Source organism: Microbacterium sp. 69-10, from assembly GCF_001897945.1.
In the GTDB taxonomy this organism is placed as follows: domain Bacteria; phylum Actinomycetota; class Actinomycetes; order Actinomycetales; family Microbacteriaceae; genus Microbacterium.
The window spans coordinates 66915-80822 of sequence record NZ_MKRT01000024.1 but is presented as its reverse complement, the minus strand read 5'-3'; the positions used below and the strand labels follow the sequence as shown (position 1 = coordinate 80822).

The window sequence follows — 13908 nt, the reverse complement described above, 5'->3', positions numbered from 1 at the left end:
ACCCATGCCGGTGTCCGTCCACTCCGGTGCCTGTACACCACGACATCCGTACATCCCGGTATCTGTCCCGCCCGGCTTGCGCCCGCACCCGGCCCCCGCATCCGGCCGTGCCACTCCGGGGGCCGACCTGTGCCGCTGGCCGCCCGGACGGGGCGTCCGTGACACGCCGGTAGGATGGATGTCGTGACTGCGTCCAACGACTCCCCCGTCGAATCGCTGTCGTTCGAGGCCGCGCGCGACGAACTCGTGCGCGTCGTCGCCGAACTCGAACAGGGATCCCCCACGCTCGAGCACTCCCTGGCCCTCTGGGAGCGCGGTGAGGCGCTGGCCGCCCGCTGCGAGGAGTGGCTGCTGGGCGCGAAGCGCCGTCTCGAGGCCGCCCGCGACGCGGCATCCGCCGGAGAAGAGGCATGAGCCGCAAGCCCGAAATCGTCGCCGAGCTCGGCCGGCCCGAGACTCCGCAGGAGACCGCCGACCGCAAGGCGGAGTCGAGCCGCGTCTACCGGTCCAGCCAGACCTTCCGCAACCTCATCGCCGCGCTGATCATCACCGTCGCCGTCGTGGCGGTGATCGTGTTCGCGGTCCCGCGCGGCGAGCCCACCGCGCGCCCGGCCATCGATGTCGCGGGGATCGCGGCCGACGTCTCGTCGACCTCGGATCGCCCGGTGATCGTGCCCGAGCTGGGCGACTTCTGGCGTGTGAACGCCGCAGGGCTGGAGGGCGGCGCCACCAAGGTGTGGAGCATCACCCTCGCACCCGCGGGCGAGCGCGAGCGCGGCTTCGTCAAGCTCGCGCAGGCCTTCGACGCGGACGTGAACTGGGCACCGCAGGTCACCGGAGGCATGGCCCCGACCGGCACCGAGCAGATCGACGGCGTGACCTGGGATGTGTTCGACCTGGGCGATCGCGGCACGGCGAACGTCACGTACGCGCTCGGCACCCAGGCCGGCCGCGACTACGTGCTGCTCTACGGCTCCCGCTCCGCGGACTCCACCAAGAAGCTTGCTGAATCACTCACCTCGCAGTTGAGCGACCTGAAGGAGGCCGGATGACCACGACACTCACCCCCGCTGAGGCCTGGACGAAGCTGATCGAGGGCAACAGGCGATTCGTCGCAGGCATCTCGGAGCACCCCAACCAGGACGCGCACCGCCGGGCCGAGATCGCGGGCGGACAGAACCCGTTCGCCACCTTCCTGGGCTGCTCCGACTCGCGCGTCGCCGCCGAGACCCTCTTCGACGTCGGACTGGGCGACCTGTTCACCACCCGCAACGCCGGCCAGATGGTGACGGACTCGGCAGTGGCGAGCATCGAGTTCGCCGTCGCGATGCTCGACGTCCCGCTGCTGGTCGTGCTCGCTCACGACTCCTGCGGTGCGGTCGCCGCCGCCGTGCGCGGCACGGCGATCGACGCCGAGCCGATCCCGCCGAAGATCTGGAAGCTCATCGCCCCGATCGTCCCCGCCGCACGTCGCGTGCTGAAGGAGAGCGGCGGCACCACCGTCGAGGACATCGACCCCGAAGAGGTCGGGCGCGAGCACCTGCGCGGCACCATCCTCGGCCTGCTGGAGTCGTCCGAGATCATCAGCGACGCCGTCGCCGAGGGCCGCCTGGCCATCGTGGGCGCCAAGTACCGACTGACCGACGGCAGCGCCGTCCCCATCGCACAGGTCGGCCTCGCCGACTCCGACATCCCCTCACTCTCGAAGGAGCAGAAGTGACTGACACCCACCAGCAGAGCGGCGAAAGCACGCAGTACCGCATCGAGCACGACACCATGGGTGAAGTGCGTGTCCCCGTGAACGCCCTGTACAGCGCGCAGACCCAGCGCGCGGTCGAGAACTTCCCGATCTCGGGCAAGGGCCTCGAGTCCGCGCAGATCGCCGCGCTCGCCCGCATCAAGAAGGCAGCCGCCCTCGCGAACAAGGACCTCGGCACCCTCGACGGCGCCATCGCCGACGCGATCGCCCAGGCCGCCGACGAGGTGGCCACCGGTGCGCACGACGGCGAGTTCCCGATCGACACGTACCAGACCGGCTCCGGCACCTCGTCGAACATGAACATGAACGAGGTGCTCGCCACGCTCGCCTCGCGCATCCTCGGCTCCGCGGTGCACCCCAACGACCACGTGAACGCGTCGCAGTCCTCGAACGACGTGTTCCCGACCTCGGTGCACGTCGCCGTCACCCAGGCGCTGATCGACGACCTCATCCCGGCTCTCGACCACCTGGCCGTCGCTTTCGAGGCGAAGGCGGATGCCTGGAAGAGCGTCGTCAAGTCGGGCCGCACCCACCTGATGGACGCCACCCCGGTCACCCTCGGCCAGGAGTTCGGCGGCTACGCCCGCCAGATGCGTCTCGGCATCGAGCGTGTGCAGGCCGCCCTCCCCCGCGTCGCAGAGGTCCCCCTCGGGGGCACCGCCGTCGGCACCGGCATCAACACCCCGCTGGGCTTCCCGCAGAAGGTCATCGAGCTGCTCGCCGCCGAGACCGAGCTGCCCATCACCGAGGCCAAGGACCACTTCGAGGCCCAGGCCAACCGCGACGGCCTGGTCGAGGCATCCGGCGCCCTGCGCACCATCGCCGTGTCGCTGACCAAGATCAACAACGACCTGCGCTGGATGGGCTCCGGCCCCAACACCGGCCTCGCCGAGATCCACCTGCCCGACCTCCAGCCGGGTTCGTCGATCATGCCGGGCAAGGTCAACCCGGTCATCCCCGAGGCCGTGCTCATGGTGTGCGCCCGCGTGATCGGCAACGACGCCACGATCGCCTGGGGCGGCGCCTCCGGCGCCTTCGAGCTGAACGTCGCCATCCCGGTGATGGGCACCGCCCTGCTCGAGTCGATCCGTCTGCTGTCGAACGCCACCCGCGTGCTGGCCGACAAGACCGTCGACGGCCTGCAGGCCAACGTCGAGCGCGCCGCGGCCCTGGCCGGCATGAGCCCGTCGACGGTGACCCCGCTGAACAAGATCATCGGCTACGAGGCGGCGGCCAAGATCGCCAAGCACGCCGTCGCCAAGGGCATCACGGTGCGCGACGCCGTGATCGACCTCGGCTACGTCGAGCGCGGCGAGATCACCCTCGAGGTGCTCGACCAGAAGCTCGACCTGCTGAGCATGACCCACGCGGGCTGACGCCAGCCGGTACCCTGTTCGGGCACACTTGCACGACCCGGGAACACTTGCACGACCGATCTGCCGATCTGATCGTGCATCCGTTCCCGGGTCGTGCATCTGTGTCCGGCACATTCGCCCTCCACAGATCGCGATTCCCGTTGGGTTGTTCACAGCGAGTGGACTTCGGGGACGGCCCAAGCCTGCAGTCAGGCAGGGTGATGGGATGCTCGATCCCTCAGTCCTCATCCGTCGTGCCGGTGGTGTCGCGAGAGGCCGGATGCTGCAGAAGAAGGGCATCTCGCGCAAGGCGCTCGCAGCCCACGCGGCGGTCGGCGCCATTCGGCGCGTTCGCCCCGGCGTCTTCGCCTCGAACGACACGAACCCGCAAGTGGTGCGCGCCGCCGAGCACGGCGGGATGCTGACGTGCGAAGCGGCGCTGAAACTGCACGGCATCTGGACCCTCTCGGAGGAACCCACCCTGCATGTCTGGCTGGGCGCCAACGGCCGCAGACATCCGCATCCGAGGTGCGACTGCGTGACCCACTTCTTCGGCGGCCCCACCCGGTTCGGAGTTGCGTCAGTGGAGACTGCGCTCGTCCACGTGTTCGGATGCTCCGGTGAGGAGGCATTCTTCGCGGCGTTCGAGTCCGCCTGGCGCAAGCGCCGGCTCTCCAGCACTGTTCGCCTTCGCATCCGCGCCGCCTTGCCCGAGTCTGCGCGCTGGCTCGTGGACTTCGCGCGCTCTGACGCCGACAGCGGTCTGGAATCGCTGCTTCGGCTGCGCCTGCACCTGCTGGGCATAGAGCTCAGGCGGCAGGTGGACATCACAGGTGTCGGCCTTGTCGACTTCGTCGCCGGTGGTCGCCTGATCATCGAGGTCGACGGCAAGGAGAATCACGACGGACCTGCGAAGCGTCACAAGGATCTGGTGCGCGATGCGGCAGCATCCGCCCTGGGCTACGAATCACTGCGTTTCGACTACGCCCAGATCATCTACGACTGGGAGAGTGTGCAACCTGCGATCCTCGCGGCGCTCCAGCGTGCGTACGCGCGCTCTTGACCCAGTACAGATGCACGACCCGGGAACACCTGCACGACCGAACTGGCGATCTGGTCGTGCATTCGTTCCCGAGTCGTGCAACTGTTCCCGATTTCCCGGGTCGTGCAGCCGTCAGCTGAGCTCCCCGCCCTCCAGGAGCTCCGTGACGAGCGCCGCGATCGCGGAGCGCTCCGATCGGGTGAGGGTGACGTGCCCGAACAGGTCGTGCCCCTTGAGCGTCTCGATCACGCTCGCGATGCCGTCGTGCCGCCCGACCCGCAGGTTGTCGCGCTGCCCCACGTCGTGCGTGAGGATGACGCGCGAGTTCTGCCCCATCCGGCTGAGCACCGTCAGGAGCACGTTGCGCTCCAGCGACTGCGCCTCGTCGACGATCACGAACGCGTCGTGCAGCGAACGGCCGCGGATGTGCGTGAGCGGCAGCACCTCCAGCATCCCGCGCTCCACGACCTCGTCGAGGACGTTCCCCGAGACGACGGAGCCGAGCGTGTCGTACACCGCCTGACCCCACGGGTTCATCTTCTCCTCGCGGTCGCCGGGGAGGTAGCCGAGCTCCTGGCCGCCGACCGCGAACAGCGGCCGGAACACGATGATCTTCTTCTGCTGCTGCCGCTCCAGCACGGCCTCCAGGCCCGCGCACAGCGCCAGCGCCGACTTTCCGGTGCCGGCTCGCCCGCCGAGCGAGACGATCCCGACCTCGGGGTCGAGCAGCAGGTCGATCGCGATGCGCTGCTCGGCCGACCGTCCGTGCAGTCCGAACACCTCGCGGTCGCCGCGCACCAGGCGGTACTCCCCGTCGCCGGTGACCCGGCCGAGAGCCGAGCCGCGCTCGGAGTGGATGATCAGGCCCGTGTTGACCGGCACCCCGCGCACCTGCTCGCTGAGACCGACCTCGCTCTCGTAGAGGTCGCTCATCTCGTCACCAGAGAGGTCGAGCGGCGCGATGCCGGTCCAGCCCGAATCGATCGCCTGCTCAGCGAGGTACTCCTCGGCCTGCAGACCGAGGGATGCCGCCTTGACGCGCATCGGCAGGTCCTTGGAGACGATCGTGACGGCCTGCCCGTCCTGCGCGAGCTGCGCGGCCGTGGCGAGGATGCGGCTGTCGTTGTCGCTCAGCCGGATGCCGGCGGGAAGGATCGAAAGGTCGGCGGTGCCGAGCTCGACGCGCAGCGTGCCCCCCTCGCCGACCTCGACCGGGAAGTCCAGCCGCCCGTGCTCGACCCGAAGCTCGTCGAGATGCCGCAGGGCGCGACGCGCGAAGTAGCCGAGCTCGGGGTCGTGGCGCTTGGCCTCGAGCTCCGAGATCACCACCACCGGCAGGACGATCGAGTGCTCCGCGAAGCGGAACAGGGCCTGCGGGTCGCTGAGCAGCACCGATGTGTCGAGCACATATGTGCGAAGAGCCGTGTCATCGTGTGACACGGCTCCGGTTGCGACGGCCTTGCGGGTGGACTGCTGCTGCGCTGAACGTGTGGTCACGATCCACTCCCCTACCCGGGATGATCCCGGCTCTGCAGCGAGTCGACCAGGGGCCACGAGTCGCGATCCTGGAGGCCGACTCGATCGGGCACGGTGTCCGATGCCTCGAAGGTACGACCCGCTCGGTCGCACGCCGCGAAAGACGCGCGGGCGTGTCGTGTTAAGAGGTGATGAACGTCCGGTTTCCGGATGCCGTGAGCGCGTCGTCCAGCATCCGCAGCGTCTCGGCGCCGGTGCCGGCGTGCGCGGCGACGCGCACGGCCCCGCCACGGACGGTGACGGCCAGCCCGGCGTCGCCGAGGGCGCGGCCCAGCCCCTCCGCATCGTCGGGGACGAGAGAGACGATCCCCGCGCGCCGCGCGGGATCGGCCGGTGTCGCCGACCGGATGCCGTGACGCTCCGCGATCGTGAGGATCTCGTCGACGTTGCGCTGCACGGTCGTCGCGATCGCGGCGACGCCCACTCCGCGCATCTCGTCCAGCGCGGCCGCGAGCCGCACCGCGGCGAGGTGATCGGGCACGCTGGCGCTGAAGGCACGGGCAGCGGATGCCGGCGGGGGCACCGCCCCGGAGAAGGGGCCGTCGGCGTCGATGCCGGTGATCCCGCTGAGCACGGGACGGAGCCGCTCCACGGCGCGGTCGGAGAAGCGCGCGAAGCCGGTGCCGCGCCCCGAACGCAACCACTTGTACCCGTGGCCCGCCACCACGTCGGCGGCGCTCCAGTCCTCGTCGACGACGCCGAACGACTGCACCGCGTCCACGATGAGCAGCCGATCAGGGCCGATCAGCTCTCGCAGCGCCGTCAGATCCGCGCGATAGCCGGTGCGGTAGTCGACGTGGCTGACCGCGACCGCCGCCACATCGTCGTCGAGCGCGGCCGCCACGGCATCCGTCGTGACCCGCCCGTCAGCCGGGTCGATCCAGCGCGGCTCGAGCGCACCGGCCGACGCGTCGGCGGCGCGCTGGAGCGTGAGGCTGATGCTGGGGAACTCGCCGGATCCCGCGATGACCGCGCCGCTGAGCCCGTACAGGGCGTGCTGCAGGGCATCCGTCGAGCTCGGACGCAGCACGACCTCCGACCGCTTCGCGCCGAGCATCTCCGCGATGCCGGCGACGGCGCGCCCGGTGCGGGCGGTGACGGACGCGTGCTCTCGCGGAGAGTATCCGCCCATCACCTCGACCGCATCGTGCATCGCAGAACGGACCGCCGGCGCGAGCGGGCCGAACGCCGCCCAGTTCAGGTAGCCGGTCTCCCCCGCGAACGACGCGACGTAGTCATCCAGAGCGCTCATCCGTCCAGTCTCGCGCATCCAGCCGAGGTCGGTGTGCCGCGACCCGTCAGCGTCCGAAGCGCCGATCGCGGTCGGCGAAGTCGCGGATGGCGCGCAGGAAGTCGACCCGCCGGAGGTCAGGACCGAGCGCCTCGACGAAGTAGAACTCGCTGTGGGCGCTCTGCCAGAGCAGGAAGTCGCTGAGGCGCTGCTCGCCGCTGGTGCGGATCACCAGGTCGGGGTCGGGCTGGCCGCCGGTGTACAGGTGCTCGCCGATCATCTCGGGAGTGAGATGGGCCGCGAGATCCTCCAGCGTGCCGCCGGAGGCGTTGTGCTTGCCGATGATGCTGCGCACCGCGTCCACGATCTCGTTGCGGCCGCCGTAGCCGACCGCGAGGTTCACGTGCAGCCCGGTGTGGTCGCGGGTGCGCTCCTCGGCATCCGCGAGCACGCGCGCCAGCTCCGGCGGCAGGATGTCGGCCCTGCCGACATGCTGCACTCTCCAGTCGCCGTGCTTCGACAGGGTGTCCGCGAGTTCGGCGATGATCTCGATGAGGTCGCCGATCTCCTTCGAGTCCCGCTTGGTCAGGTTGTCGGCGGACAGCAGGTAGAGCGAGACCACGTCCACGCCGAGCTCGTCGCACCAGCCGAGGAACTCCCGCATCTTCGCCGCACCCGCGCGGTGGCCGTCGGCCGCCGACTCGTAGCCGAGCTGACGAGCCCAGCGCCGGTTGCCGTCGATCATCATCGCCACGTGGTGCGGCACGGTCGCCGGGTCGATCCGACGTCGAAGACGGTTCCCGTAGAGCCGATAGAGGGGTCCCCGCCCCGAGCTCTCGCGTGCACTCACATCCCTACGCTACCTCCACAGACCGGGAGGCACCGGAGTGCGCAGGATATGTACGGCGCACGGAATGCGGCCGCGCCTAGAGTGAGCACGTGAGCACCCGAGCCGCAGGCAGTCCCGATGTCCCCCAGCTCCCGCTTCTCGACGCCGCGGCGAAGGACGCCGCCGTCGAGATCAAACCGAGCTGGCGGGGATGGATCCACGCGGGCACATTCCCCGTCGCGATCGCGGCGGGCATCGTCCTCATCGTGCTCGCGCACGGCACCCCGGGCAAATGGGCCGCCGCGGTGTTCATGGCCACCTCGCTGCTGCTGTTCGGCAACTCCGCGCTGTACCACCGCTTCAACTGGGGTCCGAAGACCAAGATGGTGCTCAAGCGCATCGACCACGCGAACATCCTGCTGCTGATCGCGGGCACGTACACGCCGTTGGCGGTGCTGGCGCTGGAGCCCGGCAAGGGCACGCTGCTGCTGATCGTCGTGTGGAGCGGCGCGATCCTGGGCATCCTGTTCCGCGTCTTCTGGATCAATGCGCCGCGCTGGCTGTACGTCGCGCTGTACCTCGCACTCGGCTGGGCCGCGGTGATGTACATGGTCGACCTGGTGCAGGCCAACGTCGCCATGATGGTGCTGGTCTGCGTGGGCGGCGTGCTGTACACGATCGGCGCGGTGATCTACGCGATGAAGAAGCCCAACCCGTGGCCCGGCCACTTCGGCTTCCATGAGATCTTCCACGTCTGCACCGTGCTGGCGTTCCTGTGCCACTGGACGGCCTGCCTGCTCATCTCGCTGGCGCCGCACGCGCCATCGCTGGGGCTCGCCGGCTGACACCGGGCGTCATCCGCTGCCGCGCCTGCGGTGCGGCGTGGCATCCTGACAGCTGAACGATCTGGAGGATCACCATGGCCGACGTCGAGAGCTTCACCCTGGACCACACCGCCGTGCAGGCGCCCTACGTGCGCCTGATCGGCGTCGAGCGCGGCCCGAGGGGCGACGCCATCTCGAACTTCGACCTGCGCTTCGTGCAGCCCAACGAGGGCGAGATCCCCACCGCGGGCCTGCACACCATCGAGCACACCATGGCGAGCGTGCTGCGCGACGAAATCGACGGCGTGATCGACTTCTCGCCGTTCGGATGCCGCACCGGCTTCCACCTGATCATGTGGGGCGAGCCGGCGGTGGTCGACGTCGTCGCGGCGGTCCGCGCAGGCCTGGAGTTCATCGCGGGCCCCGCGCAGTGGAGCGACGTGCCCGGCGTCTCGGCGGTGGAGTGCGGCAACTACCGCGACCACAGCCTGCACTCCGCCAAGGAGTGGGCGAAGCGGATCCTGGATCAGGGGATCAGCCAGGACGCCTTCCAGCGCGTCGGAGTCTGAGCCCGGATCAGCGCTTCGCGCCGCCGTCGTCGTCGGGCTCGGTCGGTGCGTCCGTCTCGGCAGGCGCATCGGCGACGAGCGGACCTTCGGATGCCGCGGCGAGCTCGGCATCCAGTTCATCCCGCACCTCTTCGCGGTAGCGGACCCGGCGGATGCGGCGGTTCATGTCCCAGATCAGCAGGATGACGGCCGCGACGACCACGATCACGACGGCGAAGCCGGCGAAACCCGGAGTCACCACCTCGGGCGGGACGGTCGAGGTCGGCGTCGGCATGGGGGTGGTGTCGCCGAACAGGATCATGGGTGCGCCTTTCATCCTCAGGTCGAATAACCTGGGAGTACCAGCCTATCCGCCGATGCGGAACGGCCCGTCCCTCCACCAAGGATCAGGAGACCCGTGACCACCGCACGCGAGCTCGATGAGCGCTATGGTCGCGCCGGTCGCCGACGGCTGCCCTGGATCATCGGCGGAGCCGTCGCGGCGCTGCTCGTGGGCGCGTTCGGCTGGATGACCGTGGTGAACGAGATGAGCACCGTGAGCGCCGACGACATGGGCTTCACGCTCAACGACGATCACAGCGTGGACGTCCGCTTCCAGTACACCGCGCCGCGCGGCGCCGACGTCGTGTGCGTGGTGCAGGCCCTCGACGAGGAGTTCGGCATCGTGGGCTGGAAGGTGCTCGAGATCCCGGCCTCGCAGAAGCACACCTCGGCGCTGGACGTGCGCATCCCGACCGTCGCGGCTGCGACGACCGGTTTGGTGAAGTCCTGCTGGGTCGCTTAGACTCGTCCGCAAGACGACCGACGCCCCGGCCCACGCCGGGGCGTCTTGGCATATCCGCCGAGCCGCAGCAGACGGTTCGGAATCCTCAGCCCCTGAAGGGGCCCGCACCGAAGGAGCACGCTGTGTCCACAGACGCTCAGGTACCGTTCCTCACGCAGGAGGCCTACGACCGGCTCGCCGAAGAGCTCGAACGCCTCTCGACCACCGGTCGCGAGGAGATCGCCGCACGCATCGAGGCCGCCCGTGAGGAGGGCGACCTCAAGGAGAACGGCGGCTACCACGCAGCCAAGGACGAGCAGGGCAAGCAGGAGGCGCGCATCGTCACGCTCCAGCAGCTGCTGAAGACCGCGAAGGTCGGCGAGGCCCCCACCAGCCGCGGCATCGTCGAGCCCGGCACCGTCGTCACCGCGATCGTCGCGGGTGGCGAAGAGGTGTTCCTGCTCGGCAGCCGCGAGATCGCCGTGGGCGCCGACATGGACGTCTACAGCGAGGCCAGCCCGCTCGGACAGGCCATCCTCGGCCTGAAGATCGGCGAGAAGACCAGCTACGAGGCTCCCAACGGCCGCGCGATCTCGGTCGAGATCACCGGCGTGGAGACCTACACCGGCTGACCACGGCCCGGCACGGCAGAAGGCGGGATGTCCTGAGGGCGCATCCCGCCTTCTGCGTCTCGGAGTGCGAGAAGGCGGGGATCAGTCCGCCACGATCTCCGGCTCGAAACGCGCCGCACGCAGCGTGTCCAGGGCGAGCTGGGTGTGCTCGGGACCGCGCGTCTCGATCGAGAGCTGCAGGATCATCTCGCTGATCTGAAGGCCGTGGCCGTGCCGGGTGTGCAGCACCTCCATGACGTTCGCGCCGACCTGCGCGAGGATCTCGGAGACCTTCGCGAGCTGGCCCGGACGGTCGGGCAGCGGGATGCGCACGGTGGCGTAGCGGCCGGCGGCGGCGAGCCCGTGCGAGACCACGCGCTGCAGCAGCATCGGGTCGATGTTGCCGCCGGAGAGGATCGGTACCGTCTTGCCGGTGCCCCTGACCTTTCCCGCGAGGATGGCGGCGACGCCGACAGCTCCGGCCGGCTCGACGACGACCTTGGCGTGCTCGAGCAGCACGAGGAGTGCCCGGGCGATGTCATCCTCGGTGACCGTGACGACCTCGTCCACGAGCTCCTGGATGATCTCGAAGGGGATGTCGCCGGGTCGGGCGACGAGGATGCCGTCGGCGATCGTGGGGTGCGTGGTGATCTCGACCGGCTCCCCCGCCTGCAGCGACGGCGGCACGGCGGCGGCGTTCTCGGCCTGCACGCCGATGACCCGCACCGTGCGCCCGGCCTCCGCGGCCGCCTGCTTGATGGCGGCGGCGACGCCGGCGATGAGCCCGCCGCCGCCGATGCCCATGATCACGGTGTCGACGTCGGGGACGTCCTGGAAGATCTCCAGTCCGAGCGTCCCCTGGCCGAGGATCACGTCACGGTGGTTGAACGGCGGGATCAGCACGGCCCCGGTGCTCTCGGCGAACTCGGCCGCGAGGCGCAGCGAGGTGGCCACCGTCTCGCCTTCCAGCACCACCTCGGCGCCGTAGCCGCGCGTCGCCAGCAGCTTCGGCACCGGCACGCCCAGCGGCATGAAGATCGTCGCGGGGATGCCGAGGGACTGCGCTGCGAGTGCCACACCCTGCGCGTGGTTGCCGGCGGACGCGGCGACCACGCCGCGCGAGCGCTCCTCTGCCGTGAGCTGGGCGAGACGGTACGTCGCACCGCGGATCTTGAACGAGCCCGTGCGCTGCAGGTTCTCCATCTTCAGCAGCACCGGCGCCCCGACGATGTCGCTGAGCGCGCGCGACAGCTCGGTCGGCGTGTGCGAGATCACCTCGGACAGGCTCTCGGCTGCGGCTGAGAACTCCGCCAGGCTCGGGACTGCGGTCATCGATTCCTCCTCGCCCGCTCACGCGGGACTGTGCTCCAGATGAGATCGGCGGCGGGCTCCTCACCCGTGCGCCAGGCGCCGGTGCTGATGGTCACCGCCGCCACGTTGATGAAGGCCGCCAGCGGGACGGCGAACAGGGCGCCGGGGATGCGCGCGATCATCGCGCCGCCCGCGACGACCAGCACCACCGCCAGGGGGTGCACCTTGACGGCCGAGCCCATCAGGATGGGCTGCAGGATGTGTCCCTCGAGCTGCTGAACCAGCAGCACGACGCCGAGCATCGCGATGGCGATCCAGATCCCGTTGTAGACCAGCGCGAGGAACACCGCGACCGCACCCGTGACGACGGCGCCGACGATCGGGACGAACGAGCCGAGGAACACCAGCACTGCGACCGGGATGGCCATGGGCACCCCGAGAAGCGCGGCGCCGACGCCGATGCCCACCGCGTCGATCCCGGCGACCAGCATCTGGGTCCGCGCGTAGTTGATGACCGTGTCCCAGCCGTTGCGGGCCGCGGCATCCGCCGCCGGCCGCGCCTTGCGCGGGAAGAGTCGCAGCGTCCACTTCCAGATCCCGCCGCCGTCGGCCAGCAGGCAGATCAGGATGAACAGCGAGAGCAGCGCGCCGGTGAGGACCTCGGCGGCCGTGCCCGTGACGGCGCCGGCGGCACTCCAGATCCAGTCCTGCTGCTCCGTGAGCAGCTTCTGCAGCTGCGCGATGTAGCCGTCGATGTCTGTCGCGGTGAGATGGAACGGGCTGTCGAGCAGGAACTTCTTCAGTTCGTCGACCGCCAGCAGCGTCCTCGCCTGCACGTCGCCCCACTGCTCGCGAACCTGCCAGACGACCAGCCACAGCAGCCCCGTGACGATACCGATCGTGCCGACGACGGTCGTGGCGATGGCGAGCCAGCGCGGGAACCGTGCGTGGAGCATGAGCTGGAACGCCGGCCAGAGGAGGGCCGTGATCAGGATCCCGACCATCAGCGGGATGACGAGCGCCTTGAGCAGCATCACCAGCCAGATGAACAGGGCGATGGCCCCCGCGATGACGAGCAGGCGCCACGCATACGCGGCGGTCACCCGCAGCGGTCTGGGCACGGCCTCGTCCGTCTCGGTGGTCACCGTGCGGTCGATCACCGGCGGATAGTGGCGGAACGGATTGCGGAACCTCGGTGTGGGGTTGTCGCTCATTGTGCAATTCTACGTACGCTCCCCGGGAGCGCCCGCTCCGTGTCGGAGGGCCCGGATAGCCTGAACGGGTGACGTCGACGACCACCTCCCTCAGCGCCGGAGAGGCGCGCCGGATCACCCTCGCCGCACAGGGCTTCTCCCGACGGATGCCGGATGCCGTGGCGTCCCGCCACCTGCACCGCGCCATGGATCGCCTGGGCGTGCTGCAGATCGACTCCGTGAACGTGTTCGCGCGCTCGCACTACATGCCGATGTTCTCGCGGCTGGGCTCCTACGACACGGCGCTGCTCGATCGGTCGTTCCTCTCCCGCACGACGCACTACGTCGAGTACCTCGCGCACGAGGCCGCCTTCATGCCCGTCGAGGACTGGGCTCTCTGGGACTTCCGGATGCGTGCGTGGCGCGACCGGGCATCCCGACCGGACAGCTGGATGAGCGCGAACGCCCGCACGCTCGACTGGGTGCGGGCCGAGCTACGCGATCGGGGGCCGCTGCGGCCGGCGGACCTGCGCGACGATGCGCCGCGCGAGCGCGGGCCCTGGTGGGACTGGGATGCGGCGAAGTCGGCTCTCGAGCACCTCTGGCGCTGCGGCGAGGTGGCGATCGCCGGACGGATCGGGTTCGAGCGGCGCTACGGCCTGGCCGAGCAGATCGTGCCCGCGAACGTGCTGGCGGCCCCGGTGGCCGAAGAGGACGCCGTGCGGGAACTGGTGCGCCGCGCTGCGCGCTCCTACGGGGTCTCGACGGTCGCCGACCTGAACGACTACTACCGGTTCCGGGACCAGTCCGCCGTCCGCGCGGCGGTCGCGGACCTCGTCGATGCCGGCGAGCTGGAGCCGGTGGCCGTGCGGGGCTGGGATCGCG

General features: G+C 69.9%; 16 protein-coding genes. 10 read left to right on the top strand and 6 right to left on the bottom strand.

Annotated features, from left to right (window positions below; translation table 11 throughout):
• Positions 1–174 precede the first annotated feature (174 nt).
• The 5 genes from BGN97_RS11360 (at position 175) to BGN97_RS11340 (ending at position 4177) form a co-directional block, all read left to right on the top strand.
• Complete coding sequence (locus tag BGN97_RS11360) at positions 175–414, top strand: exodeoxyribonuclease VII small subunit (RefSeq protein WP_285634092.1); 240 nt, start codon at positions 175–177, stop codon at positions 412–414.
• A complete protein-coding gene (locus tag BGN97_RS11355; RefSeq protein ID WP_292701418.1) occupies positions 411–1052 on the top strand; it encodes a DUF4245 family protein in 642 nt (213 codons plus the stop codon). The genes BGN97_RS11360 and BGN97_RS11355 overlap by 4 nt, the downstream gene beginning before the upstream one ends.
• Positions 1049–1720, top strand: a complete 672-nt coding sequence (locus tag BGN97_RS11350; RefSeq protein ID WP_285634096.1) for a carbonic anhydrase — start codon at positions 1049–1051, stop codon at positions 1718–1720. The genes BGN97_RS11355 and BGN97_RS11350 overlap by 4 nt, the downstream gene beginning before the upstream one ends.
• Positions 1717–3135 carry a class II fumarate hydratase gene (locus BGN97_RS11345; RefSeq protein WP_292701413.1) on the top strand — a complete coding sequence of 473 codons (1419 nt, stop codon included), beginning with the start codon at positions 1717–1719 and terminating at the stop codon, positions 3133–3135. The genes BGN97_RS11350 and BGN97_RS11345 overlap by 4 nt, the downstream gene beginning before the upstream one ends.
• Before the next feature lie 205 nt (positions 3136–3340).
• The gene (locus BGN97_RS11340) at positions 3341–4177 is read left to right on the top strand and encodes a DUF559 domain-containing protein (RefSeq protein ID WP_292701410.1); all 837 of its coding nucleotides are present in this window, start codon (positions 3341–3343) and stop codon (positions 4175–4177) included.
• 111 nt (positions 4178–4288) lie between these two features.
• Here BGN97_RS11340 and BGN97_RS11335 read toward each other — a convergent pair whose 3' ends face one another.
• The 3 genes from BGN97_RS11335 to BGN97_RS11325 all read right to left on the bottom strand — a co-directional run bounded on the left by BGN97_RS11335 (position 4289) and on the right by BGN97_RS11325 (position 7773).
• A complete protein-coding gene (locus BGN97_RS11335; protein WP_292702174.1) occupies positions 4289–5596 on the bottom strand; it encodes a PhoH family protein in 1308 nt (435 codons plus the stop codon).
• Between the two features lie 217 nt (positions 5597–5813).
• Positions 5814–6944: an aminotransferase class V-fold PLP-dependent enzyme gene (locus tag BGN97_RS11330; RefSeq protein WP_292701408.1), complete on the bottom strand. Its 1131-nt coding sequence runs from the start codon at positions 6942–6944 to the stop codon at positions 5814–5816.
• 46 nt (positions 6945–6990) lie between these two features.
• Complete coding sequence (locus BGN97_RS11325) at positions 6991–7773, bottom strand: isoprenyl transferase (protein WP_292701405.1); 783 nt, start codon at positions 7771–7773, stop codon at positions 6991–6993.
• A gap of 89 nt (positions 7774–7862) precedes the next feature.
• On the opposite strand from BGN97_RS11325, the gene BGN97_RS11320 reads away from it, so the two are divergent.
• Both BGN97_RS11320 and BGN97_RS11315 read left to right on the top strand, forming a co-directional pair.
• Positions 7863–8597: a hemolysin III family protein gene (locus BGN97_RS11320; protein WP_292701402.1), complete on the top strand. Its 735-nt coding sequence runs from the start codon at positions 7863–7865 to the stop codon at positions 8595–8597.
• Between the two features lie 74 nt (positions 8598–8671).
• Complete coding sequence (locus tag BGN97_RS11315; RefSeq protein WP_292701399.1) at positions 8672–9145, top strand: S-ribosylhomocysteine lyase; 474 nt, start codon at positions 8672–8674, stop codon at positions 9143–9145.
• A gap of 7 nt (positions 9146–9152) precedes the next feature.
• On the opposite strand, the gene BGN97_RS11310 is transcribed toward BGN97_RS11315, so the two are convergent.
• The gene (locus BGN97_RS11310; protein ID WP_292701396.1) at positions 9153–9446 is read right to left on the bottom strand and encodes a hypothetical protein; all 294 of its coding nucleotides are present in this window, start codon (positions 9444–9446) and stop codon (positions 9153–9155) included.
• A gap of 96 nt (positions 9447–9542) precedes the next feature.
• On the opposite strand from BGN97_RS11310, the gene BGN97_RS11305 reads away from it, so the two are divergent.
• Positions 9543–9929 carry a DUF4307 domain-containing protein gene (locus BGN97_RS11305; protein ID WP_292701394.1) on the top strand — a complete coding sequence of 129 codons (387 nt, stop codon included), beginning with the start codon at positions 9543–9545 and terminating at the stop codon, positions 9927–9929.
• Positions 9930–10051: 122 nt separating this feature from the next.
• Entirely contained in the window at positions 10052–10540 is a 489-nt protein-coding gene (gene greA / locus BGN97_RS11300) for a transcription elongation factor GreA (protein WP_292701391.1), read from the top strand.
• An 81-nt stretch (positions 10541–10621) separates the two neighbouring features.
• On the opposite strand, the gene ilvA is transcribed toward greA, so the two are convergent.
• Both ilvA and BGN97_RS11290 read right to left on the bottom strand, forming a co-directional pair.
• Positions 10622–11851 (bottom strand): threonine ammonia-lyase, encoded by a 1230-nt coding sequence (gene ilvA, locus BGN97_RS11295; RefSeq protein WP_292701389.1) that lies wholly within the window; start codon positions 11849–11851, stop codon positions 10622–10624.
• On the bottom strand, positions 11848–13044 hold the full coding sequence (locus tag BGN97_RS11290; RefSeq protein WP_292701386.1) for an AI-2E family transporter: 1197 nt from the start codon (positions 13042–13044) through the stop codon (positions 11848–11850). Before BGN97_RS11290 ends, ilvA begins: the two co-directional genes overlap by 4 nt.
• A 68-nt stretch (positions 13045–13112) precedes the next feature.
• Between BGN97_RS11290 and BGN97_RS11285 the strand changes: the two genes are divergently transcribed.
• Positions 13113–13908: crosslink repair DNA glycosylase YcaQ family protein (locus BGN97_RS11285; protein ID WP_292701383.1), on the top strand; the 796-nt coding region annotated here is incomplete at its 3' end.

Excerpts from the sequence above, each read along its gene's own strand:
- BGN97_RS11360 (WP_285634092.1), top strand. The coding sequence starts at position 175 with ATGGATGTCGTGACTGCGTCCAACGACTCCCCCGTCGAATCGCTGTCG.
- BGN97_RS11355 (WP_292701418.1), top strand. The coding sequence starts at position 411 with ATGAGCCGCAAGCCCGAAATCGTCGCCGAGCTCGGCCGGCCCGAGACT.
- BGN97_RS11350 (WP_285634096.1), top strand. The coding sequence starts at position 1,049 with ATGACCACGACACTCACCCCCGCTGAGGCCTGGACGAAGCTGATCGAG.
- BGN97_RS11340 (WP_292701410.1), top strand. The coding sequence starts at position 3,341 with ATGCTCGATCCCTCAGTCCTCATCCGTCGTGCCGGTGGTGTCGCGAGA.
- BGN97_RS11330 (WP_292701408.1), bottom strand. The coding sequence starts at position 6,944 with ATGAGCGCTCTGGATGACTACGTCGCGTCGTTCGCGGGGGAGACCGGC.
- BGN97_RS11315 (WP_292701399.1), top strand. The coding sequence starts at position 8,672 with ATGGCCGACGTCGAGAGCTTCACCCTGGACCACACCGCCGTGCAGGCG.
- BGN97_RS11310 (WP_292701396.1), bottom strand. The coding sequence starts at position 9,446 with ATGATCCTGTTCGGCGACACCACCCCCATGCCGACGCCGACCTCGACC.
- ilvA (WP_292701389.1), bottom strand. The coding sequence starts at position 11,851 with ATGACCGCAGTCCCGAGCCTGGCGGAGTTCTCAGCCGCAGCCGAGAGC.
- BGN97_RS11290 (WP_292701386.1), bottom strand. The coding sequence starts at position 13,044 with ATGAGCGACAACCCCACACCGAGGTTCCGCAATCCGTTCCGCCACTAT.